Below are 23,188 nucleotides of genomic sequence, written 5' to 3' on the forward strand. Positions count from 1 at the left end.
TACGTATTGAAAAATCCATATAGTCTATTCATCCCATTCCTACCTCTCTTTTCCTGACTTTCGTGATTTACATCCTCTGTGTGACGTATTATCAGTATGTTTGCACAAACAGCCCGTCCCCTTCGAGCCATTCGGCGACTAATACTTCTTTATAACTTGTCACACCGAAAGTACGAAGTTCGCGCTGTAGCCATGCTTCGTCCTTTCCTAACTCCCGAAGTTCATCTGTAAGCACTTCGCCGTCGCGGATTACCGTTGTTGGGACGTAAACAGCATGGGGAGAAAGTTGAAAATCTTCCCTCTTCGTTTTTTGGTACCGTGACTTTTTCAATACACTGATCGAGCCGTTGGCTTCCAAATAACAAAAAGCGACTTCCCTTAACGAAAACGTTTCGCTTTGGCGAAGCAAGCTTTGTAACTGGTTGAGCGTCATGCGCGATTTTTTTAACGCTTCATAATCGATCATTCCGTTGCGAATGAGCGCTGTCGGTTTTCCTTCCGCAATGCCGCGAAACCGAAGCCACTTTTGGCTCATATATTCAACCAAAATCAGCAGCACTCCCCATACCGTGATCGAATAAACGATGTACCAAATATGAACATGGTCATCATATAGCGCATTCCCTAACAATTCCCCTAATACAATCGCCGAAATAAACGTAAATGGTGTAATTTGATGAATCATCTTTTTCCCGGCCACTTTTACGACGAGAAATAACATCACAAACCCGATCACAAGCTCCGCTGTTAACTCCACTATTTTCATCTTATGCACCGCCTCACGATCATCATCACTATTTTCATTATGGACAAAGCGGGCAAAAGATATGTCTCTTCTATCTTTCTACATTCCTTCTTTCATTCCTACCTCTTTCGTTGCATCTCTCACCTTCCCACTGTATCATGTTAGTAAAACATATAGAAAGGGTGCTTATAAGTGACGAAACAACTGCCTCCCGGCCAATTTGAAACAGACAAATGGCCGATTCTCCATGAAGGAGATGTGTACGAATTCGATGAAAAGACGTGGGAGTTCCGGTTATTGGGCGATGTAAAAGAAGAAGTGACCCTCTCCTACGAACAAGTGATGAAGCTGCCAAAAACAATCTCGACGATTGATATGCATTGCGTCACAACATGGTCGAAATTTGATACAACGTTTGAAGGAATCGCTTTTCGCGAGTTTTTACGCTTTGTCGAGTTGGAACCGGATGTGAAGTACGTAAAAATTTACGGTTATTTAAACGGCAATCCGCTCGGCTATTCGGCGAATTTGCCGCTTGAAGCGCTTATGGGCGATGATGCGCTCTTTGTTTACCGCTGGAAAGATGCCCAACACGACTGGCAAGACATTTCGCCAAAACACGGCTACCCGCTTCGCTTTATTCCGCCTGCTTCCTTTTATTTATGGAAAGGGGCAAAATGGGCATCAGGCATTCGCTTTATGAAAAAAGACGAGCCGGGATATTGGGAACAACGCGGCTATTCGATGACGGCCAATCCGTTTAAAGAAGAACGTTTTGCCCATCCGAACGAGTGGTTTCGATCATTTTTTTAAAAACGTTTGCGTTCTTTCTTCGCAAACGTTTTTTATCGGATCTATTTTATTTTTGTGCTAAAATATGTTTGAAAAATGCAAGAGGAGATGACGATGCATGAAACTAGAACTGATCGAACGATTGACAAGATATGCTAAAATTAACACGCAATCCAATCCAAACAGCGACACATGCCCTTCCACCCCTGGCCAATGGACGCTTGCGAACATGCTAGTCGAAGAGTTAAAGGCGATCGGCATGGAGGAAGTAACGGTTGACGAAAACGGCTATGTCATGGCAACATTGCCAGCGAATACAGACAAAGAAGTGCCAACGATCGGCTTTTTAGCGCATATGGACACGGCAACAGATTTCACAGGCGCTAACGTGAACCCACAAATTGTCGAATCGTACGATGGCGGTGATATCGTCTTAAATCAAGATTTACATATCGTCCTTTCTCCTGCTGATTTTCCCGAACTTGTTAATTACAAAGGACATACGCTTATGACAACAGACGGCACGACGTTACTAGGAGCCGATAATAAAGCAGGAATCGCCGAAATTATGACGGCAATGGCGTACCTCGTTCAACATCCGGAAATCAAGCACGGCAAAATTCGTGTCGCCTTCACCCCAGATGAAGAAATCGGTAGAGGACCGCACAAGTTTGATGTCGCAGCTTTTGGCGCCAAGTATGCTTACACAGTCGACGGCGGCCCGCTCGGAGAATTGGAATATGAAAGTTTTAATGCTGCGCAAGCAAAAATTACATTCAAGGGGAAAAACGTTCACCCTGGTTCAGCAAAAGGAAAAATGATTAACTCGCTGAAAATGGCGATGGAATTTCACGAACATCTTCCTGCGAACGAAGCGCCGGAATATACAGAAGGTTATGAAGGATTTTTCCATCTTCTTTCCTTCCAAGGCGATGTGGAACAAACAACGCTTCATTACATTATTCGCGACTTCGACCGAGGGGCGTTTGAGGCAAGAAAAGTGAAAATGGAAGAAATTGCGGCCAAGCTGCAAGAAAAATACGGGAAAGAACGAATCGAGATTGCAATCAGCGACCAGTATTACAACATGAGAGAAAAAATTGAACCGGTCAAAGAAGTTGTAGATATTGCGTACGAAGCGATGAAAAATTTAGGGATTGAGCCAACCATCAAACCGATCCGCGGCGGTACGGACGGTTCTCAGCTTTCGTATATGGGCTTGCCTACTCCCAACATCTTTACAGGCGGCGAAAACTTCCACGGCCGCTATGAATATATTTCCGTCGATAACATGGTCAAAGCAGTGAATGTTATTATCGAAATCGTTAAATTGTTTGAACAAAAAGCAACGACCAAGTAATGTAATTCCGTTAACCCTCCCTTCTTTGGAAGCGGAGGTTTTTTGTATGAAAATCTCTTTTTTTTCAATACTAAACGTAAACTGTTGATAGGGAGTGCGTTATGTGAGAAAACGTGTATATTCCAAAACTCATCTCTTTTTATTTCTAACCGTTATCGCCGTTTTGATTTGGTCGGCGATCAAGCCAGCGAGCTATTTAACGTGGGTGCTCGAAGTCAGCCCTGCGGTTGTGGGATTGATAATTGTCATTGCCACATATCATCGCTTTCGTTTGACGACTCTTTCCTATGTCATTATCGCCATTTTAGCGATCATCATGTTCATCGGCGGGCATTACGTTTATTCTAAAGTCCCTCTTTTCAACTGGATGAAAGAAACGTTTCATTTCCAGCGAAACCATTACGATCGGTTTGGGCATTTGTTGAAAGGATTGTTTGCGATTGTGCTGAGAGAAATTTTATTGCGAAAAACTCCGCTCACAAAAGGTGGGTGGCTATTTACGATCATCATCAGCATGTCGCTTGCCATCGCTGCTTTGTATGAAATCATCGAATGGCTCGTTGGCGCAGCAGCTAAACAAGTAAAAGCCGTCAAAGATTTTTTAGGCACGCAAGGCGACCGTTGGGATACACAATGGGATATGTTATTTTGTTTGATCGGATCCATTCTAGCACTGCTTGTTTTCTCGAAACTGCATGACAAATCGCTAAAAAAACTTCGATAAACACACATTCTTCATACAAATCCCGGTTTCTTATCTAGCGTTTTTCGCGATGCATGGTAAAATAAAGTCATGCACGAATTTGATCAGTAAAGGGTGTATGAAGATTGGTGACAAAAGTATTGATCTTGGTGGCTGCTTACCTTCTTGGTTCGATTCCGTTCGCGCTTATTGTCGGAAAAGTCGGGTATGGAATTGATATTCGTGAACACGGAAGCGGAAACTTAGGAGGGACGAATACATTTCGTGTATTAGGAGTCAAAGCGGGAATAGTTGTAACGATCGGTGACATTTTAAAAGGAACGTTAGCAGCCAGCCTACCGGTATTGTTTGCGGTGGACATTCATCCGCTATTAGCCGGAATCTTCGCTGTGATTGGGCATATGTATCCGGTATTTGCTAGGTTTCGCGGCGGAAAAGCCGTTGCTACATCAGGAGGAGTCATGTTGTTTTATTCGCCATTTTTATTTTTTACACTTATAGCGGTTTTCTTTCTCGTTCTTTATTTTTCGAAATATGTATCTCTTTCCTCGATGCTTGCAGGAGTGTACGCGATCATTTATACGATTTTCGTTACCGATGATATCCCATTAATGATCGTCGTTTCTGTGTTAACGGCGTTTATTTTCTACCGCCACCGCGCCAACATTAAACGAATCATCAATAAAACCGAACCAAAAATTAAATGGTTATAAAAAGCCAAAAGGCTGTCCTCTTCTTTTCGGACAGCCTCTTTTACCGAACAATGATCGAAGAAAGGGGTTCATTCGTTGAAATTACCGCACGAATTCGTCAAAAAAATGAACGCACTTTTACAAGAAGAAGCGCCGCGCTTTTTCGCTACATATGAAGAAGAAAAAGCAAACGGATTGCGCTTTAATCCGCTCAAAATAGACCGGGACGCATTTTTGTCACTCGCTCCGTTTACGCTTTCTCCTGTTCCGTTTTGCCCGACTGGCTTTTACTATGATGCGGCGGAGCAACCGGGAAAACATCCGTACCATGCGGCAGGGCTTTATTATATTCAAGAACCGAGTGCGATGTTTGTCGCTGAAACGCTGCAGCCGAAGCCAGGTGAAAAAGTGCTCGACCTTTGTGCCGCTCCTGGCGGAAAAACGACACAGCTAGCGGCAATGATGGAGAACAGTGGATTTCTGCTTGCAAACGAAATTCATCCGAAACGCGTCAAAGCCTTATCTGAAAATATTGAGCGGTTTGGCATTACAAATGCGCTTGTGACGAACGAAACGCCGGAAAAACTAGCGACTCGCTTCGCTGGCTATTTTGATAAAATTTTAGTGGACGCACCTTGTTCGGGAGAAGGAATGTTCCGGAAAGATGAAGAAGCGATTCAGTATTGGAGCGAAGAACATGTGCACCAATGCGCCGTTAAGCAGCGCCACATTTTAGATTGCGCATACGAAATGTTAAAAGAGGGCGGCATCCTCGTCTATTCGACTTGTACATTTTCCCCGGAAGAAAATGAACAGACGATAGAAGCGTTTCTGCAAAAATATGATGATCTCGAATTAATTACGATCGAAAAAATCGCTCGTATTCAATCCGGAAAGCCGGAATGGACAAAAACAAAGATCGGTGAAATCGAAAAAACCGCCCGGCTTTGGCCTCATTATTTGAAAGGTGAAGGACATTTTGTCGCAAAAGTGAAAAAAACAAGCACCTCTCCAACATGGAAAGGAAAAAGCGCTATGGCCAACGTTTCGAAACAATCGTTGCGCGATTATCGAACCTTTGAGAAAGCAGTATTAAAAACAGAAATCACAAAAACCATTTATGCATTTCAGCAGCATCTCTTCGCTCTTCCTGACGACTGCCCAAATTTCGACGGGTTAAAAGTGGTGCGCGCCGGCTTGCATTTAGGCGAACTGAAAAAACAGCGATTTGAACCGAATCACGCTCTTGCGTTGGCGCTTCAAACAAAAGACGTGCTGCATTCCATCGATTTACAGAGCAACAGCGCCGAATGTAGCAAATATTTGCGCGGCGAAACGCTCGCAACTAACCATGACCGCGGCTGGGTCATGATCACGGTTGACGGCTACCCAATCGGATGGGGAAAAGAAGTAAAAGGAACGGTGAAAAACTTTTATCCAAAGGGGCTAAGAATCTAGCCTCTTTTTATTTGATCGGCACAGTTAATGTAAACACAATGTTGTCACGCTGCAAGTCAAATTCTTTCGCGGAAATGCGATAGCCATTTTTAAAATGAATGTTTGTCAGCGCCACATAAATGCGGGTATTTTCCGGGTCGATGATCACTTCTTCCGGCAAGTTCGCATACTTTTGCAAATATTTTAATGCATACTCAACAGGAATCCGCAACTCTCCTAATGATAAATCCGGATCGCCTAATTCCAAATCTCCGTTAACTACTTTCGGAACAAACGAAACCGTTACATCTACTTCTCTTCCAAAAATAAGGAATTTACTCGCTAAATGCACGCGATCGCTAATCCATACACGATACGGAAGCGACTGTTTCTTCATTTTTTTCTGGATATAATCATTAATTATCACACTCATGTCTTCTTTTGATGAATAGACGAGAAACGTTGCCCCTTTTGCCGTTTCCGGTGCCGGAACCGTTTGTTTGGACGGTTGAAAAATAAGAAAAAACAAGGCAGAAACGGCAACAATATTTACTGTTAATAAAGCGAAAAAAGCTATTTTCCATTTCATGGCTCCATACTCCTTAACAATTGTTGATACACGCGTTCTGCGATTAATTCATATCCGCGTTCATTCGGATGAAATTGGTCACTATAGAGCAGATCATCACGGTCATCAAACACATCCTTTACATCAACAAAAATCGTATGATCGTAAAGACTTAATACTTCTCTGCTTCCTTCATTCCACATATCAATCACTTCGTCAATTTCTGGAATTGCCTGTAGCGGGCTTGAAAACGGATTATATAAACCGACAAGAACAATTGTCGCCTTTTCATTCATGGAACGAAGCGTTTCGATTAACCCGCTCAGGTTTTTCGCAAATGTTTTTTGCTTTTGTTCAAACAAAGAATAGGTCAAATCGAATAGATAAGAACGGACGATTTTCATCACATCGTTGCCGCCGATCGTAATCAAAACAATATCGGCTTTTTGCACGGACGATTGATTTTTTTCAACAACATTCTCTAATTGAGAAATTCGCAACCCTCTTTTTCCTAAATTGGTGACTGTCACCGAACGGACTCCTTTATGCTGCATTAATTTTTCTTTAACATCTGAAACATAGCCACCGTTTTCATCTCCTACTCCCTCTGTCAAAGAGTCGCCGATAGCCACTATATGCAAATCTTTCGGAACAAAATCAGCGGCGATTGTTAAACGGTTCGGAAGGCCGATTTGACGTAGCGGAATATCGGTCGACTTCATTGCCTCCGTTGATGAACAGCTCGTACAAACAAGCCAAACTAACAGCACAATCCCCCACTTTTTCATTCGTTTCACCTACCTGCTCAAAAGGGAAATGCGAAGAGGCAAAAATGCGCCAACATTTTTGCCTCTTTATGACGATTGTAAAATTTTAATGTGCTCTAAAATTTGTTCATATGGAACATCGTTGATTCCATTATAATATTGAACAATTTTTCCGGTTTGGTCAACAAGATAAAAATCGGTACCGTGAATGACTTGATCTTGGCCGGCTGGCTTTTGTACAACCGCTTTAAAGTTTTTTTGCGCAAATGTTTCGATCTCTTGTTGCGTATACCCTGTCAACAAATGCCAATGGTCAACATCAACATGAAACTTTTCGATATATGCCTTTAATTGTTCTGGATGGTCGTTTTCCGGATCGACGCTAAACGAAACGAACTCCACTTGCAATCCTTCTTTTTTCGCCATTCGCTGCAGTTTTGCCATATTGGCGGTCATCGGCGGGCATACATCAACACAGCGCGTAAAAATAAAATCCGCCACCCATACTTTTCCTTTTAAATTCTCTAAACTAAATGGCTGATTGTTTTGGTCAGTAAACGTAAACGAATCAATCGGCCAATTTTTCGCATCTGGAATTTCTTTTCCGCACGCAGCAACAAACAATAATAAGCTCATAAGCATGATGATTCCTGCTTTTCTCATCGTTCAACCATCCGTTTTTGATCTTCCCGCTTTATTTTATTAAAAAAGCTTATTGAACGTAATACATAAACCCAATTGCCCCTGGACCTGTATGAGTAGAAATAATCGGTGTCGTATAAACGATCTCAATCTTTTCGTAGCCTGTTGCATCGATAAGCGATTGTTTGAGACGATTCGCTAACGACAGAGCATCGGCATGGGCAATTCCTACCGCCTGAATCGTTTTTCCTGCTGTATCTTCAACAAACCGCTCTGTTAAATATTTGACGATTTGTGAATGGCTTCGCACTTTCGCAACTGGTGTATAAATTCCATCAATGAGAGCAGCGATCGGCTTAATGTTCAAAAGCGAACCAATTAACGCCTTACCACGCCCAATTCGTCCGCCCTTCACTAAATTTTCGAGCGTATCAACCGTTACATATAAATGTGTGCGATGTCGAATGTTTTTGAGATGCTGAACGATCTCCCCGACACATTTTCCCTCTGCCGCCCATTTGGCTGCTTCAATCACTTGAAACCCTAACGCGAGCGAAATAAATTGTGAATCAATGACCGTTACGTTCGCTTCAGACATCGCAGCTGCTTGCTCGGCAGAACGAACCGTGCCGCTTAACTCACCCGTCATATGAATCGAAATGACATCATATCCTTCTTGTCCTAATCGATTATACAGTTCCAAAAATTTTCCAGAAGAAGGTTGAGAACTTTTTGGCAGCTCGCTCGACAGGCGCATTTTTTCCATAAATTCATCTGGTGTAATATCGATGCGGTCGGTATATGTTTCATCCTCAATCGTAAATGTTAGCGGGACAACTTCAACTCCATACGCTTGCAATGTTTGATCTAGTAAATCTACTGTTGAATCTGTTACAATTTTGACTTTGCTCATGCCTTCACTTCCTAATTCAAACCTTAATGACCATTATACAACGAAACATCTAAAATGCCTATAAAAAACGCAAAAAAAGTTGCTTTGCCGAAGCAAAACAACTTTCAAACATTATGCATTGTTCTTTAAAATATCTGTCTTAAAGATTTGTTCATAGACAGGCCATTTTAACACTTTCTTTAAATAATCTCGAAACGAATAAACAGAACGAGCTTCACGAGACCGATATACTTTCGCAATAAACGTTTCTAAATGCAATTGAATCATAAATCGATACGTGTTATCTTCCTCCAATACAGGAATTTCGATAATCTTTACCTTCTGTCCGTAAGCGTTCTTGAACTCTAGGCTTTTGAATAACAAGGTATCAATCCTCTTTTTTGACCGATTTATTATTATTATACACGAAATTGGCGCGAAAGTATGTCGGATTGTGCGAAATATTTATAAATTTTTTGCCGAAAAAACGCGAGGGCAATGCTCGCGTTTTAAATGAGTAAATGGAACAAGTTTGGATCTTTATTCACTTCTTGGAATGGAAATCCTTTTTTCTTCATCCGTTCAATAAGCGGCGCGTAATCTTCACGCCGTTTCAACTCGATGCCGACTAACGCCGGTCCGTTTTCTTTATTGTTTTTCTTTGTATATTCAAACCGAGTAATATCGTCCGTCGGTCCGAGCACTTCGTCTAAAAATTCACGCAATGCTCCTGCGCGTTGCGGAAAGTTGACGATAAAGTAATGCTGCAGCCCTTCATAAATCATCGACCGCTCTTTAATTTCTTGCATGCGGTCAATATCATTATTGCCACCGCTAACGATGCAAACGACTGTTTTTCCGCGAATGTGATCTTTATAAAAATCTAAAGCCGCCACCGGGAGCGCTCCCGCTGGTTCAACGACGATCGCATTTTCGTTATAAAGCTCTAAAATCGTTGTACATACTTTCCCTTCAGGTACGACGACAATGTCGTCAATTATTTCTTTACATAACGCAAACGTCGTTTCGCCAACGGTTTTGACTGCTGCCCCGTCTACAAATTTATCAATTTCCTCTAACGTCACGACGCTGCCTTGTTCAAGCGCCGCTTTCATCGATGGGGCCCCGGCCGGCTCGACCCCGATCAGCTTCGTTGCCGGCGAAATGCTTTTGACATACGTGCCAAGTCCAGCCATCAATCCGCCGCCGCCGATGCTGGCAAATACGAAATCAATCGGCTCTTCACAATCGTTTAACACTTCTACGCCGATCGTCCCTTGCCCAGCAATGACATATTCATCATCAAACGGATGAATAAACGTCCTTCCTTCGCGCTTGGCACATTGAACCGCTTCGTTAAAGGAGTCATCAAACGTATCTCCGACTAAAATAATATCGACCATTTCTTTTCCAAATAATTTCACTTGTGAAACTTTTTGTCTTGGGGTCGTTGCCGGCATATAAATTTTTCCGTGCACCCCTAACGCCCGGCACGAATAAGCCACTCCTTGCGCATGGTTCCCTGCACTTGCACAAACAATGCCATTTTTCCGTTCTTCATTCGTTAAATGTTTCATGCGATTGTACGCGCCGCGAATTTTAAACGAACGAACGACTTGTAAGTCTTCGCGCTTCAAATAGACGTTACAGTCGTATCGCTCGGACAATAACGGATTTTTTTGCAACGGCGTGTGATAGACGACGTCTTTTAACGTATGATGCGCAATTAAAATGTCTTCCACATAGACGGTTCCTTGTTTTCGTTTAAGCTGTTGTTCCATATCCTCTTGTTCCTTTCCTTCACGTCTTTTTAATTTGAAAATTATATCACAATTTTCAAAAAAAGAAAGGCTGTTTTCAAAAAAAAATAAAGCGACGATTATTGTTAGCGATCGTCGCGTTTTCGTTTTTCTTCGTATTCTTCCGCAAATTCTACCGCCCATCTTCCTTCATCAAACCAATTCCTTGTTTGATGCATTCGTTTGTCGGTAAACACACGGTTTTCCATGAATAAGTGAAAAAAAGCTTCGATCGCTCCAAGCGCAAGCGTTGCAAAAAAAGAAGCGTACAGCATATTCGCAGTCGGCTCGATAAGCAAATAGCTAAAAAACCAAATCGTCGCAAACGCTAAAGGCAAATCAGCGATCACAGCAACGAAATTACCTGCTCTCGGCAGCACAAATAAATCGCCGAGCGCATAAGAAATGGTGACAGTGGCTAAAGCGATGAAAAAAATGAGCAGAAGCGGCGCGTTAAAAATCGTGAAAATTGAAAATAACACCGTACTCCATAAAACTAATTTGAGCGCTAGTGGAATCACATGCTTCATCGTATTCCTCCATTTCGTTAGTTGTTATTGTTATCGTTCCTTTTTGATACGCTCTCTATTCGAAAAAAAACACGTGCTTCACCCGAAGTGAAGCACGTTTAACGCTTGCGCTCATACAAAAGAAAAACGTAGTCATATGGATTTTTTTCATCTTTTGGACCTTTTTCGCTTGAAACTAAACACCAATCTTCTTCATGAAATGGCGGAAAAAACGTATCGCCGGGAAAGCTCGCATCAATTTTCGTTATGTAGAGACGGCCAGCAAACGGCAAGGACGCTTGAAATAACTCGGCGCCGCCGATGACGAAGACTTCCTCGTCCCGTTCCGCCGCTATTTTTTGAATGTCGTCAATCGAGTGAATGACGGTACATCCTTCCGGCTGAAACGAGCGATTGCGAGTAACGACGATATTTTCTCGTCCGGGCAACGGGCGGCCGATCGATTCAAACGTTTTTCTTCCCATAATGATCGGATGTCCCATCGTGACCCGTTTAAAGTAAGCAAGATCCGCTGGCAAATGCCACGGTAATTTGTTGTCTTTGCCGATGACGCGATTGCGATCCATCGCAACAATAAGCGATATCATCATATTTCCCCTTTATACCGCAACCGGCGCTTTAATGTGCGGATGCGGATCGTAATCCACGATTTCAAAATCGTCAAATTGATAGTCAAAAATTGATTCTGGCTTCCGCTTGATCACAAGCTTCGGAAGCGGGCGCGGTTCTCTTGTTAATTGCAGTTTGGCTTGCTCAATATGATTCACATACAAGTGAACATCTCCACCTGTAAAAATAAGCTCCCCCACTTCTAAGTCGCACTGTTGGGCAATCATATGTGTAAGTAGCGCATAGCTTGCAATGTTAAATGGCAAGCCTAAAAATGTATCAACCGAACGTTGTTGCCACATGCAAGATAATTTGCCATTGGCCACATAAAATTGAAACGCATAATGGCAAGGCGGTAATTTCATTTTGTCAATTTCCGCGACATTCCATGCGCTCACCAACAAACGGCGCGAGTTCGGATTCGTTTTAATTTGTTCAATCACTTCGCTAATTTGATCGACCGTCTTGCCGTCGGCACCTTTCCATGAACGCCATTGCGCTCCGTAAACAGGACCGAGTTCCCCATTTTCATCGGCCCACTCGTCCCAAATCGTCACACCGTTTTCCTGCAAATAACGGACGTTCGTATCTCCTTTTAAAAACCATAGTAACTCATAAATAATCGAACGAATATGCAGCTTTTTCGTTGTTAACAGCGGAAAACCTTTTTGTAAATCAAAGCGCAGTTGGCGTCCAAAAACAGATAGCGTTCCGACTCCGGTGCGGTCGTCCTTTTGAACCCCATTTTCTAAAATATCTTCAAGTAATTGTAAATATTGTTGCAACGTTCTCACCTCATCCTCTATCATAAACGAAAAAGAACTCATTGGCGAGTTCTTTCGATCAATTGCTTGATAAATTCGTATGTTTTCGGAGCAGTTTCTTTTAGATGCGCACGCGTTTCGTTGTTATAATAGTAATAGGCAAACGATTCAGCGAAATATTCTTCCGGATAATCGAGCAAATAGTAGTTGTGAGGAAACAACTGCTTCGCTTCTTCGCGCCAGACCGCTAAAAAAGGCGATGTTGCATGAATATGATCAAAAACAATATAGTCAACCGAATGAGCTAACTCGTGCAATTCTAAATTTACCGAACCGTGCCCTTTTCCTTTTTCGCTATGGCCGATTTTCACTAACACGAGATGCGAACCGCCCAGTCCCGGAACGTCATCCCATGTGGCTGGCGATATATACCCCCGCGGCGTTTGTCCGCGTAAATAACGCGCAGACGGTTCATCGGTCAGCTTGCCAGTAAATAATTTCAAATAAATATGTTGATCCGCTATTTTTTTTAATAAAGCAGGGTCAATATGGGCAAGCGTTTCAATCATTTTTTTAGCTTCTGAATGATCGAAAGGTGCATCCGGTAAAATAACGATTTTCTGTAATGTTTGATGCGATGGAACGCGATCTATCGAAAGAGAACTTGCCTGCAAAAGAATGCCGTGTGTGTTCGGATACGGCGAAAAGGAAAGAAGCGGAATAACAGCGACGACAACCCCCATTAAAACGAGCAACCGTTTCACGGCCACTTCCCCACCTTTATTCGTACTCTATGCTAGAAAACTATGAATCTTTATTTTACTATAGCATATGAAAAAAGGCAGAGAAATGCATAAATTTAGGAAGTCGAGATCAAAATATCCCGCTGTTCTTTATATTCGAAATCGCCTGTTTTAGTTTTGTTTCATCTTGAACAAGAGCAATGCGCACAAATCTTTCTCCGTTAGGTCCGAATGCGCGTCCTGGCGTCACGACGACGTGTGCTTTGTCGATGAGCGCATAGGCAAACTCAAGCGATGTCCATCCTTTCGGAATTTCCGCCCATACGAACATGCTCGCTTTCGGGCGCTCTATGTTCCAACCGATCGAAGCAAGACCGTCGATGAGAAGATCGCGGCGCGCTTGATAGATGCTCCGGCTTTCTTCGCAAAATGACGCTCCTTTTGTCAATGCAGCAATTGCTGCTTTTTGAACCGGTAAAAATACACCATAGTCTAAGTTTGATTTAAACTGAGCGAGCACTTCGATGATTTGGGCGTTTCCACACGCATATCCGACCCGGCAGCCAGCCATGTTATAGCTTTTTGAAAGCGAATTGATTTCAATGCCTACTTTTTTCGCTTCCGGTATCGACAGAAAACTGATCGGCTTATGGCCGTCATAATAAAGCTCGCTATACGCAAAGTCCGAAACAACAATGATTTCATATCGTTTCGCAAAATCGACCACTTCTTGGAAAAAAGATTCCGTTGCCAGCGCCGGAACGGGATTGCCTGGAAAGTTGACGATCATCATCGCCGCCCGTTTCGCCACTTCTTCTGGAATCGCCCGAAGATCCGGAAGAAACCCGTTTTCTTTCCGGAGCGGCATAAAATACGGCTCGGCTTGTGCCATCGCAATTCCGGTCGCATACGCTGTATAGCCGGGATCCGGAACTAAAATGAAATCGCCCGGATTGGCAAACGCCATCGGCAAATGAACAAGCCCGTCTTGTGACCCCATTAAACAAACGACTTCTTCGTTCGGGTTCAGCGATACACCATGTTGCACCCGATAATAGTACGCTACTGCTTCATGAAATTCGCTTATCCCGGCCAACGGATAGCCGTATGTATCAGGTTGGCTGGCATAAAAAGCAAGTGTTTCTCTTACGAACGATGGCGGCGGCAAATCCGGGCTGCCGATGCTCAAATCGATCATTTCGCACCCTTCCGAAAGTTTCGATTTTTTATAAGCCGCTAATTCGCTAAACACCGATGTTCCGAACGCTTTCATACGTTCTGACGTTTTCATGTCCATCTCCCCGTAAAACCTCTTTCTTTTTCTCGTTTTTTTGATATATATTTATTATGGATATAGGAAATATTCGCGTGCAAAACTATAATATTAGTGTACCACATTTTCATCACTCGACAACATAATGGAAAGGCAGGGAGAAAAGATGAATGCGATTTTTTTCGCTGCAAGTCTATTGACGATCGCTTATTTTATATATAGCTGCTTTGCTGAATCATAAAAACTCGCAGGCTGGCTGCGAGTTTTTATTGTTTCGTTTTTTTGCGGGCGGAATCGAGCGCATCCCCCCCTGTTTCCATTTCGGTCGTTCCTTGCCCTTTTACGTTTGGCGCGCTTAAACCGGTTTTCGACGGGTCTTTTTTTCGGTTTGACATGTTTGTCACCTCCGCCTTTAACGTTCCCGTCCTTTTGCGTTTCTATTCCTGCGAAAGTTCAATCGTCGCAAAATGAAATTTCGCCGTTTTTCGCACATATACAAAAAAGCCGAACTGCGCAAATCGTGAACTTTGCCAATGATCTTTCAAGACGACACGCTTGCGGGCGACTCGTTTCGCTTCGCGAATTACGTCTTCTGTTAACTCTGTATAAAGCGCGAACGATTTAATGCCTTGGATGCCGTCAGACTCCACAATCGACTGCTCAAACATCGGGTCAAAATAAACGACATCAAACGAGCGGTCTGGAAGAGAAGACAAAAACGAACGATAATCGGCGTGAACAACTTGAATGCGCCGCATCGCCTCATTCATTTGCGCAATACTAGAGTCCCATTGTTGCAATCCTTGTTGCACTAAATAAGCGATATAGCGGTTTCCTTCCGTTCCGATTACGATTCCACTTCCCCCTGTGACAACGCTTGCGACGATGCTGTCAGCACCGATTCCTAACGTACAATCTAAAAAAGACATCCCTTTTTGCAATTTCGTCGCTTCTAAAAACGGTTCCGACTCTCCGCGCAATATCCTTTTCACGCGAAACATCGCTGAATTAGGGTGAAAAAAGAATGACGGAGACCGGTTCATTGGATACATTTCCAAACGGTTTTTGCCCACAACAAGAACGTCATCGCCGCGTTGTTCTTGCAGCGCTTCGACCGACATTTTTCGCCGTGGCACATAAGGAATGTTAAGCTCCAAAGCGATTTGTTGCGCTTTTTTGATCATACATTGATTCGTTCTTCCTGCAGTTGTGACAATCATACTGCTCCCTCGAGAAAAAAGGATGCCTACACAGACATCCTATTTAACAATATTTTTCTAGTGCTGTCATAATATTTTCCATAACGGCTTCCAGCGAATTTCCTTCAATTTCATGGCGCGGAATGAAATGAACGACTTCTTTTCCTTTTAATAAGGCCATCGACGGGGAAGAAGGCTCGATGCCAACAAAATATTCGCGCATTTTCGCCGTCGCTTCCCGATCTTGTCCGGCAAACACCGTCACTAAATGATTCGGCTTTTTCTCGCTGCGCAAAATCGCTTGCGTCGCCGCCGGACGGGCCAATCCGGCCGCGCACCCGCAAACGGAATTGACGACCACAAACGTCGTTCCTTGAACGTTTTCCATAAAATTCTCTACTTCCTCGCTCGTTGTTAACTCTTGAAATCCTGCACGAACAAGCTCATCGCGCATCGGTTGAACGAGCTGGCGCATATATTCTTCATAAGCCATTGACATGCTGATCCCTCCTAAGCAATATTTTCAATGAAAACAGAATACTATTTCGCTGCAAAAAAATCAATACAAGCAAAATAAATCCTTTCTAGGCGCATCTCTGCCTATCATTCAAAAGCCTAATTTTATTGTAATAAATTGAAGGGTGATAGGTACTCCTTTTATTGGAACGTCAATTGATTTTAAAATCAGCATGCCTTCTTGAACTTCATATAGTTCTTTAGGTTGTAACATTCCATTGATAAATAGGTTAATAAATGATACCTTATTCGGGTCTAATATTCCCCGATTTCCGTATTCCTTTAATTCATCCTCATTCGTATAAATTGTTTTGACTCCATCTGATATCGCATTATATTCGTAAGTATCGACTTGTAAAATTTGAGGGGGAATTTGAAAAGTTACACGAAACTGAATAGCAGACGTCGTGTTGATCCAATCATACACTTTTGGAACAGCAATGATATGCTTCTCATATTGGTGTTTTTTTCTTTTCATTTATATCACCTAAACCCCCAATTCCGCCAATTTTTGAACAGGTAAATGCGAAATCTTTAACGAATTATATGCAAAATCGCTAAATAACGTGAAAAGAGCCACCTAGGTAAATTGTTCATTTTTCCCCATCCATAGATAGCTGTCTATGTCGATTAATATAAAAAAATCGTATGATAAATTGAAGTTACCGGTAATAAACGTTCGTTACTTATTGTGCTTCTATATGTAACGTGTTGTTTATTACCTTACACATTTAACAAACTTTTTCAAAGAAAGGTGATGTATTTATGCCTCTTAAACTCATGAAACTTTTTGTTTCTGCTTCCACTTCAACAGACGCAGTGCCAACAGACACAAGATTTTTCTACACCACAACAACGCAAACAGCGGCAGGTTCGACATTAACGATTGATGCAGCAGATTTTCTACAAGATGATGGAACAGCAGTTACAACCCTACCAACTTTAGCGACAAATAATAGTTATTACAATGTTTATATTAACGGTGTTTTACAAATGAGTGGCATCTCAACATATACACCAGGCAGCACAGGTGTCGGTTCGCTTGCTATTAATGTGCCTGCTGGTGGAGATCCAATCCCTGCTGCTACTCCGATCGTATTAGAAATTGTTCAATTCGCTCCATCGTCTACAACAACTGTTACAACATGATACCGCAAAATTCTAAAATTTCAATATTTAAACATCAGTTAAAAATGATGTTTTCCACAATTTAAACGCTATAGCACCAATTCAAAAATAAAAGGCGCGATGAATTTTCGTCGCACCTTTTATTTTTTCATCCTTTCCGTCATTTGTTTCCACACCGCTTCTTTTGTTTCCTCGTCAGCCATCTTTACAACCACTCTTTAACCATGCACATTCCGACTTCTTCGCTTTTAACGATTTTTTCATCCGCCACATTGTGAAGGAGTGCCGCCATTCCACGATCAGCAAATTCGCTCCTTCCTGTTTCGCAAGCTAGCGCCCTAAACAGCGGAAGCATTCAATAAGCCACCAATCATCGCCACTTGTACATATTTCCTCAGTTTTTTATGATCTGTTCGTTCCCGATCATACATCTTTTGCTATAATAATTTTTCAATTTCTTTCTTTAACTCGCTTGGCTTTGTCTGCGGCGCAAACCGTTCGACAACATTTCCGTTTCGGTCTACGAGAAACTTCGTAAAATTCCACTTAATCGCCTTCGTTCCAAACACACCCGGCGCTTTTTCTGTTAGATAAATAAACAGCGGATGCGCATGCTCTCCATTGACATCAATTTTCGCAAACATCGGGAATGTCACGCCGTAGTTGAGCTGACAAAACTCATAAATTTCTTCTTCCGTCCCCGGCTCTTGGTGACCAAATTGATTGCACGGAAATCCGAGCACGACCAATCCTTTGTCCCGATATTGTTCATACAGCTCTTGAAGCTCTTCATATTGCGGGGTAAATCCGCATTTACTTGCTGTATTGACAATGAGCAACACATTTCCTTTGTAGTCAGCAAGCGTTTTTTCTTCCCCATGAATCGTTTTCACTGTAAAGTCGTAAATACTCATCATCATCACTCCTCTTTTCTTCATCATAAAGAAGAACGGAGCATTTTTCCACTTTTACGTTCTACATTTGCTTAATAAGCGATAGCTTTTGCAGTGATTGAAGCATGTACGGCACCATTTCCAATAAATCATCCACGTTTTCTTCTCGAATCAGCCGTCCAAATTGGACACTAATTTCATTGTGATAGTTGTTACTTTTATAATCACGCCGCAACGTTTGCCGGATGATTCGATTTTCTCCCCAAATGCTGAGCATCGTTTCTTCAATAAGCGGACAAACAGACTCGCTTGATCCAATCGGCATGAAAAACATAATCGTCAGCACACAGCCCACATCGGTCGCTTTTTGCAGCAACTCTTGGGCGATTTGTTCCAAACTCATTTCGAGCGTCACCGTGCATGACGCGCTTGTTTCTTCGCGCTCCCGCATCCGAAACGTAATATGATACGTTCGTGAAAAATAAGCCAAATCGATCCAATCGCGACGGTCAGTAACAACGATCGTACCGTTTAAATCAAGATCATAAAGCGCTCCTTCGATCACTGTTTTTAAATTATCAAAGGCAGTTGGATCAAACATACAATCGCTCCCTTTTAAAATAAACCAACGGCGTTTCCATGTTCATCGATATCCATGTTTAGCGCGGCCGGGTGCTTCGGCAAGCCTGGCATCGTCATAACATCACCGGTTAAGGCAACAAGGAATCCTGCGCCAATGGACGGTTTCAATTCGCGCACCGTAATCGTAAAATCGGTTGGACGTCCTAATTTTGCCGGATCGTCAGAAAGCGAATATTGTGTTTTGGCCATGCAAATCGGCAAACGATCCCACCCTAATTCCGTAAACTGGTCGATTTGTTTTTGTGCTTTAGAAGTAAACTGCACGTCTTTTGCTCCATAGACAATGCGGGCAATTTTGCGAATTTTATCAGGAATCGGCTCATTTACATCGTATAAAGGAGCAAATCGGTTCGTGCCGTTTTCGATGATATCAAGCACTTTTTCCGCTAAATCAATCCCGCCTTGGCCACCTTTTTCCCATACTTCGGTTAATGCCACCGGATAATGATGCTGTTCGCAAAACTGTATCAGCGTTGCGATTTCTTTTTCCGTATCCGTTACAAAACGATTTACCGCCACCACAAACGGCAACCCAAATGCTTGAATCGTTTCAATGTGCTTTTGTAAATTGCTCAAACCAGCTTGCAACGCCGTAACGTTTTCGTTCTGTAATTCTTGTTTCGAGACGCCGCCGTGCATTTTTAACGCGCGGATGGTTGCCACGATCACCACGGCTGCCGGCTGAATGCCAGCCAAACGGGCTTTAATATTGAAAAACTTTTCTGCTCCTAAATCAGCGCCAAATCCTGCCTCCGTAACCACATAGTCCCCTAATTTTTGCGCCATTTTTGTTGCGATGACACTATTGCAGCCGTGGGCAATATTGGCAAACGGACCGCCATGCACAAGCGCCGGCGTATGTTCGACCGTCTGAACTAAATTCGGTTTGAATGCGTCTTTTAATAAAAGCGTTAATGCGCCTTCAACGCCTAAATCGCCGACCGTCACCGGCTTATTGTCTACGTTGTACGCAACAACGATGCAGGAAAGGCGCTTCTTTAAATCTTGTAAGTCGTGCGCTAAACAAAACACCGCCATCATTTCAGATGCAACGGTAATATCGAATCCATCTTCGCGCGGTACTCCTTGTGTCGAACCGCCGAGACCTACTACCACATGGCGTAGCGCCCGATCGTTTAAATCAACGGCGCGCTTCCAAACGATGCGGCGCACATCGATGCGCAGTTCGTTCCCATGATGAATATGATTGTCGATGAAAGCCGCTAATGCATTCGTTGCAGTCGTAATCGCATGCAAGTCCCCGGTAAAATGCAGGTTAATTTCGTCCATTGGCAATACTTGCGAATAGCCGCCTCCCGTGGCGCCTCCTTTCACTCCCATCGTCGGCCCAAGCGAAGGTTCGCGCATCGCTATGATCACCTTTTTTCCGAGTTGATGCAATGCCTGGCCTAATCCTACTGTAACCGTTGATTTTCCTTCCCCGGCAGGCGTTGGGTTAATCGCTGTTACTAAAATGACGTTCCCATCTTGCTTTGTCGCCAAACGTTGCATCACATCAAGCGAAATTTTCGCTTTATAATGACCGTACGGTTCGAGCTCTTCTTCTAAAAGGTCGAGATCATTTGCTACTTCTTGAATTCGCTTTAGTTTTGTTTCTTGTGCAATTTCAAGGTCTGTTTTCCACTTCGTTGTTACTGTCATCGTTTTTCCTCCATCAATCAAAACATCTTTAATAATTAGTATTTATTTTATCATTCAGATAAAAAAGAAAAAATTCATTGAATAAAATTTGTAATGTTTTTATAATTAAGTTATTTAACAAATAAGGAAATGGAGGATGAGACCGTTGCCAATTAACATTCCAAAAAACTTACCCGCAAAAGAAATATTAGAACAAGAAAACATTTTCGTCATGGATGAAGAACGGGCGTATTCACAAGATATTCGTCCGTTAAATATAGTGATTTTAAATTTAATGCCGCAAAAGGAAAAAGCAGAAACACAGCTTTTACGCTTGCTCGGCAACTCCCCTCTTCAAGTAAATATTACGTTTTTGCGCCCGGAAACACATGAAGCAAAGACAACAAGCAAACATCATCTCGATCAATTTTATACGACATTCCCGCTTATTCGTCATCGTAAATTTGATGGCATGATTATTACGGGCGCACCTGTCGAGCATTTGCCGTTCGAAGAAGTAAATTATTGGAACGAGCTCACAGAAATTATGGAATGGACAAAAACGAACGTAACATCTACATTACATATTTGCTGGGGAGCGCAAGCAGGACTTTATTATCATTACGAAATCCCGAAATATATGTTGCCGCAAAAATGTTTCGGCATTTTTGAACACACATTAGAAGTAAAAAACGTGAAATTGTTGCGCGGGTTTGATGACATATTCCGCATTCCGCATTCCCGCCATACAGATGTATTGCGAGAAGATATCGAAAAAGTGCCCGAGTTAACGATTTTATCCGTTTCAGAGAAAGCAGGCGTTTGCTTAGTTGCTTCTAACGATGGAAAACAAATCTTTTTAACCGGCCATCCAGAATACGATGCCACGACGTTAAAAGAAGAATACGAACGCGATGTCGCAAAAGGATTGCCGATCCATATTCCAGAGTCATATTTTCCGAATGACGATCCAACAAAAGAGCCGCTGAACACATGGCGGTCGCATGCGAATTTATTATTCGTAAACTGGCTGAACTACTACGTCTATCAAGAAACACCGTACATTTGGGAATAAATAGGAAAAAGCATGTGATATTCAACCGATCACATGCTTTTTTCCATTTCAATCGATCATTCGCGAAAACTTGTTGTATCTCGACAAAAGAAGTCAAAAGGTTCGACAGCCAAGGTTTTTTCATCATTTTTTCGCTTTCACACTGTTGTCCATGACATTTCTACGACAAAAATAATAGGATGTAATAACTGCATATGGGAGGTGAAATGCTTATGGGTACTAACTTTGCATTGATTGTTGTATTGTTTATCTTGTTAATTATCGTCGGTACTGCGTTTATGGGCTACTAATGAAAAGGGGGCTTGTTCATCCATTTGAGCAAGCCCTTTTTTACACCAATTCAAAATCCGGCGATTTTCTCACAAGAAGCAATTAGCGATGACAACAGCAAAGGAAATAAACGAAAAAAATCACAAAAATGAACTTCTCCCACCTACACTTTCGCTTAAAGGTGGGAGATTCCTCGATGAACATGTTAAAACTCAATCCCTTTCACAGCGGACACACCTTCGTGATAGTCGTGTTTCACCGCTTGCATATCGGTGACGATATCAGCGATGTCGATCAATTCTTTTTTAGCTGAACGGCCTGTAATCACAAGGTGAAGAGAAGAAGGGCGCGTTTGAACAAATTGAATGACATCGTCAACTGAAAGGATATCGTCAACCGAGAAGCGGTCAATGGCTAGCGCATTGTTCAGTTCATCTAACACCATCATATCATACATTCCAGACATCGCTTTTTCTTTTGTGAATTGCCATGCTTTTTTTAATGCTTCGCGATGCTCTTCCGGCGTTTTCGTCCATGTAAACCCAGCGCCCATCTGATGCATGTCAATTCCTAATTTGGCAAACATAATGTGCTCACCATATGTCCGCTGCGGCGACTTGATAAACTGAATGATAATGACTTTTTTTCCTCTTCCAGCCGCTCGCAGCGCTAACCCGAGAGCGGCTGTCGTTTTTCCTTTTCCATCTCCCGTATATACAATCACCCGTCCTTTATGTTGATTCAATCCACTCACCCTCTAACTCCGCAAACCATTGGATGCTCTCCCGCAACCGAACGACTTCCCCGACAAGAATAATCGCCGGGTGCGAAATACGAGCGGCCTTTACAATCTCTGCAATATTTTGCAACGTCCCGACCACTGTTCGCTGCTTCTCCGTCGTCCCCCATTCAATGACGGCGACTTTTGTATCGGAAGGTTTTCCGTTTGCGATCAATTGCTGGCAAATGTACGATAAGTTCCCGACACCCATATAAAAGGCGATCGTGTCACTACCATTTGCTAGTGCTTTCCAATCAATCCGGTCTTCCCCTTTCTCTTTTCGGCCATGCCCAGTTACGATCGTAAACGAAGTCGCCACGTTTCGATACGTAACCGGTATACCGGCATAAGCCGCAGCAGCAATTCCGGCAGTGACACCGGGAACAATTTCAAAAGGAATGCCTTGTTTCGCCAGTACTTCCGCCTCTTCTCCTCCCCGCCCAAATACGCACGGGTCCCCTCCTTTTAGCCGCACGACAGTTTTTCCTTGCAGCGCTTTTTCCACAAGCCATTCGTGAATTTGTTCTTGGATGTTCCCGTGTTTTCCCGGCTCTTTTCCGGCATAAATCAATTCTGCCTCTTTTTTTGCATACTGAAGCAATTCTTTGCTCACGAGCCGGTCGTAAATGATGACATCTGCTTTTTGGATACATTCCATTCCGTAAACGGTAATCAGTTTCGGATTTCCAGGTCCCGCTCCGACTAAATAGACAGTTCCTTTACTCAC

General features: G+C 42.8%; 30 protein-coding genes. 8 read left to right on the forward strand and 22 right to left on the reverse strand.

Going from position 1 to position 23,188, the window contains the following annotated elements:
• Positions 1–91: 91 nt before the first annotated feature.
• The gene (locus tag HNQ34_RS13315; RefSeq protein WP_183255410.1) at positions 92–766 is read right to left on the reverse strand and encodes a DUF421 domain-containing protein; all 675 of its coding nucleotides are present in this window, start codon (positions 764–766) and stop codon (positions 92–94) included.
• A 171-nt stretch (positions 767–937) separates the two neighbouring features.
• Between HNQ34_RS13315 and HNQ34_RS13320 the strand changes: the two genes are divergently transcribed.
• The 5 genes from HNQ34_RS13320 to HNQ34_RS13340 all read left to right on the forward strand — a co-directional run bounded on the left by HNQ34_RS13320 (position 938) and on the right by HNQ34_RS13340 (position 5,750).
• The gene (locus HNQ34_RS13320) at positions 938–1,558 is read left to right on the forward strand and encodes a molybdopterin-dependent oxidoreductase (protein ID WP_183255414.1); all 621 of its coding nucleotides are present in this window, start codon (positions 938–940) and stop codon (positions 1,556–1,558) included.
• Positions 1,559–1,655: 97 nt separating this feature from the next.
• Positions 1,656–2,897 (forward strand): peptidase T, encoded by a 1,242-nt coding sequence (gene pepT / locus HNQ34_RS13325; protein ID WP_183255415.1) that lies wholly within the window; start codon positions 1,656–1,658, stop codon positions 2,895–2,897.
• Between the two features lie 103 nt (positions 2,898–3,000).
• On the forward strand, positions 3,001–3,621 hold the full coding sequence (locus HNQ34_RS13330) for a DUF2238 domain-containing protein (protein WP_183255416.1): 621 nt from the start codon (positions 3,001–3,003) through the stop codon (positions 3,619–3,621).
• Positions 3,622–3,728: 107 nt separating this feature from the next.
• Positions 3,729–4,313, forward strand: a complete 585-nt coding sequence (gene plsY, locus HNQ34_RS13335) for a glycerol-3-phosphate 1-O-acyltransferase PlsY (protein WP_183255506.1) — start codon at positions 3,729–3,731, stop codon at positions 4,311–4,313.
• 75 nt (positions 4,314–4,388) lie between these two features.
• Positions 4,389–5,750, forward strand: a complete 1,362-nt coding sequence (locus tag HNQ34_RS13340; protein WP_183255418.1) for an RsmF rRNA methyltransferase first C-terminal domain-containing protein — start codon at positions 4,389–4,391, stop codon at positions 5,748–5,750.
• 7 nt (positions 5,751–5,757) lie between these two features.
• Here HNQ34_RS13340 and HNQ34_RS13345 read toward each other — a convergent pair whose 3' ends face one another.
• The 15 genes from HNQ34_RS13345 to HNQ34_RS13415 form a co-directional block, all read right to left on the reverse strand.
• Entirely contained in the window at positions 5,758–6,318 is a 561-nt protein-coding gene (locus HNQ34_RS13345) for a YpmS family protein (RefSeq protein ID WP_183255419.1), read from the reverse strand.
• Positions 6,315–7,085 carry an SGNH/GDSL hydrolase family protein gene (locus tag HNQ34_RS13350; RefSeq protein ID WP_183255421.1) on the reverse strand — a complete coding sequence of 257 codons (771 nt, stop codon included), beginning with the start codon at positions 7,083–7,085 and terminating at the stop codon, positions 6,315–6,317. Before HNQ34_RS13350 ends, HNQ34_RS13345 begins: the two co-directional genes overlap by 4 nt.
• 66 nt (positions 7,086–7,151) lie before the next feature.
• On the reverse strand, positions 7,152–7,727 hold the full coding sequence (locus tag HNQ34_RS13355; protein WP_183255422.1) for an SCO family protein: 576 nt from the start codon (positions 7,725–7,727) through the stop codon (positions 7,152–7,154).
• Between the two features lie 49 nt (positions 7,728–7,776).
• On the reverse strand, positions 7,777–8,619 hold the full coding sequence (locus HNQ34_RS13360; protein WP_183255424.1) for a DegV family protein: 843 nt from the start codon (positions 8,617–8,619) through the stop codon (positions 7,777–7,779).
• A 111-nt stretch (positions 8,620–8,730) separates the two neighbouring features.
• The gene (locus HNQ34_RS13365) at positions 8,731–8,982 is read right to left on the reverse strand and encodes a YpmP family protein (protein ID WP_183255427.1); all 252 of its coding nucleotides are present in this window, start codon (positions 8,980–8,982) and stop codon (positions 8,731–8,733) included.
• Positions 8,983–9,107: 125 nt separating this feature from the next.
• The gene (ilvA, locus tag HNQ34_RS13370; protein WP_183255429.1) at positions 9,108–10,379 is read right to left on the reverse strand and encodes a threonine ammonia-lyase IlvA; all 1,272 of its coding nucleotides are present in this window, start codon (positions 10,377–10,379) and stop codon (positions 9,108–9,110) included.
• Between the two features lie 104 nt (positions 10,380–10,483).
• Positions 10,484–10,927, reverse strand: a complete 444-nt coding sequence (locus HNQ34_RS13375; protein WP_183255433.1) for a YndM family protein — start codon at positions 10,925–10,927, stop codon at positions 10,484–10,486.
• A 98-nt stretch (positions 10,928–11,025) separates the two neighbouring features.
• Positions 11,026–11,517: a type 3 dihydrofolate reductase gene (folA, locus tag HNQ34_RS13380; RefSeq protein WP_183255434.1), complete on the reverse strand. Its 492-nt coding sequence runs from the start codon at positions 11,515–11,517 to the stop codon at positions 11,026–11,028.
• Positions 11,518–11,526: 9 nt separating this feature from the next.
• Positions 11,527–12,321, reverse strand: a complete 795-nt coding sequence (thyA, locus tag HNQ34_RS13385; protein WP_183255436.1) for a thymidylate synthase — start codon at positions 12,319–12,321, stop codon at positions 11,527–11,529.
• 38 nt (positions 12,322–12,359) lie between these two features.
• Positions 12,360–13,064 (reverse strand): anthrax toxin lethal factor-related metalloendopeptidase, encoded by a 705-nt coding sequence (locus HNQ34_RS13390; RefSeq protein ID WP_312856133.1) that lies wholly within the window; start codon positions 13,062–13,064, stop codon positions 12,360–12,362.
• Between the two features lie 109 nt (positions 13,065–13,173).
• A complete protein-coding gene (locus HNQ34_RS13395; protein ID WP_183255438.1) occupies positions 13,174–14,334 on the reverse strand; it encodes an LL-diaminopimelate aminotransferase in 1,161 nt (386 codons plus the stop codon).
• Positions 14,335–14,582: 248 nt separating this feature from the next.
• Positions 14,583–14,711 carry a YuzL family protein gene (locus tag HNQ34_RS13400; protein WP_183255441.1) on the reverse strand — a complete coding sequence of 43 codons (129 nt, stop codon included), beginning with the start codon at positions 14,709–14,711 and terminating at the stop codon, positions 14,583–14,585.
• 42 nt (positions 14,712–14,753) lie between these two features.
• Positions 14,754–15,536, reverse strand: coding sequence for a class I SAM-dependent methyltransferase (locus HNQ34_RS13405; RefSeq protein ID WP_183255444.1), 783 nt, complete (start codon positions 15,534–15,536; stop codon positions 14,754–14,756).
• Positions 15,537–15,579: 43 nt separating this feature from the next.
• A complete protein-coding gene (locus tag HNQ34_RS13410) occupies positions 15,580–16,014 on the reverse strand; it encodes a BrxA/BrxB family bacilliredoxin (RefSeq protein ID WP_183255448.1) in 435 nt (144 codons plus the stop codon).
• A 108-nt stretch (positions 16,015–16,122) separates the two neighbouring features.
• Positions 16,123–16,509 (reverse strand): DUF4183 domain-containing protein, encoded by a 387-nt coding sequence (locus tag HNQ34_RS13415; RefSeq protein WP_183255451.1) that lies wholly within the window; start codon positions 16,507–16,509, stop codon positions 16,123–16,125.
• Between the two features lie 287 nt (positions 16,510–16,796).
• Here HNQ34_RS13415 and HNQ34_RS13420 point away from each other — a divergent pair, with 287 nt between their 5' ends.
• The gene (locus tag HNQ34_RS13420; RefSeq protein ID WP_183255453.1) at positions 16,797–17,180 is read left to right on the forward strand and encodes a DUF4183 domain-containing protein; all 384 of its coding nucleotides are present in this window, start codon (positions 16,797–16,799) and stop codon (positions 17,178–17,180) included.
• A 184-nt stretch (positions 17,181–17,364) separates the two neighbouring features.
• Here HNQ34_RS13420 and HNQ34_RS13425 read toward each other — a convergent pair whose 3' ends face one another.
• From HNQ34_RS13425 to HNQ34_RS13440, 4 genes are all read right to left on the reverse strand, one after another.
• A complete protein-coding gene (locus HNQ34_RS13425; protein ID WP_183255455.1) occupies positions 17,365–17,514 on the reverse strand; it encodes a hypothetical protein in 150 nt (49 codons plus the stop codon).
• Between the two features lie 82 nt (positions 17,515–17,596).
• The gene (locus HNQ34_RS13430; protein ID WP_183255457.1) at positions 17,597–18,073 is read right to left on the reverse strand and encodes a glutathione peroxidase; all 477 of its coding nucleotides are present in this window, start codon (positions 18,071–18,073) and stop codon (positions 17,597–17,599) included.
• Positions 18,074–18,134: 61 nt separating this feature from the next.
• Positions 18,135–18,653 (reverse strand): hypothetical protein, encoded by a 519-nt coding sequence (locus HNQ34_RS13435; protein ID WP_183255459.1) that lies wholly within the window; start codon positions 18,651–18,653, stop codon positions 18,135–18,137.
• Positions 18,654–18,667: 14 nt separating this feature from the next.
• A complete protein-coding gene (locus HNQ34_RS13440; protein ID WP_183255461.1) occupies positions 18,668–20,356 on the reverse strand; it encodes a formate--tetrahydrofolate ligase in 1,689 nt (562 codons plus the stop codon).
• Between the two features lie 145 nt (positions 20,357–20,501).
• Here HNQ34_RS13440 and metA point away from each other — a divergent pair, with 145 nt between their 5' ends.
• Together metA and HNQ34_RS13450 are read left to right on the forward strand one after the other, a co-directional pair.
• Complete coding sequence (metA, locus tag HNQ34_RS13445; protein ID WP_183255511.1) at positions 20,502–21,410, forward strand: homoserine O-acetyltransferase MetA; 909 nt, start codon at positions 20,502–20,504, stop codon at positions 21,408–21,410.
• Positions 21,411–21,622: 212 nt separating this feature from the next.
• Positions 21,623–21,700 carry a YjcZ family sporulation protein gene (locus tag HNQ34_RS13450; RefSeq protein WP_409978378.1) on the forward strand — a complete coding sequence of 26 codons (78 nt, stop codon included), beginning with the start codon at positions 21,623–21,625 and terminating at the stop codon, positions 21,698–21,700.
• 185 nt (positions 21,701–21,885) lie between these two features.
• Here HNQ34_RS13450 and cobO read toward each other — a convergent pair whose 3' ends face one another.
• Positions 21,886–22,425 (reverse strand): cob(I)yrinic acid a,c-diamide adenosyltransferase, encoded by a 540-nt coding sequence (cobO, locus tag HNQ34_RS13455; protein WP_221277431.1) that lies wholly within the window; start codon positions 22,423–22,425, stop codon positions 21,886–21,888.
• Positions 22,412–23,188, reverse strand: coding sequence for a uroporphyrinogen-III C-methyltransferase (gene cobA, locus HNQ34_RS13460; RefSeq protein WP_183255469.1), 777 nt, complete (start codon positions 23,186–23,188; stop codon positions 22,412–22,414). The genes cobO and cobA overlap by 14 nt, the downstream gene beginning before the upstream one ends.

The sequence above is a fragment of the Anoxybacteroides tepidamans genome, from assembly GCF_014201465.1.
GTDB lineage: Bacteria > Bacillota > Bacilli > Bacillales > Anoxybacillaceae > Anoxybacteroides > Anoxybacteroides tepidamans.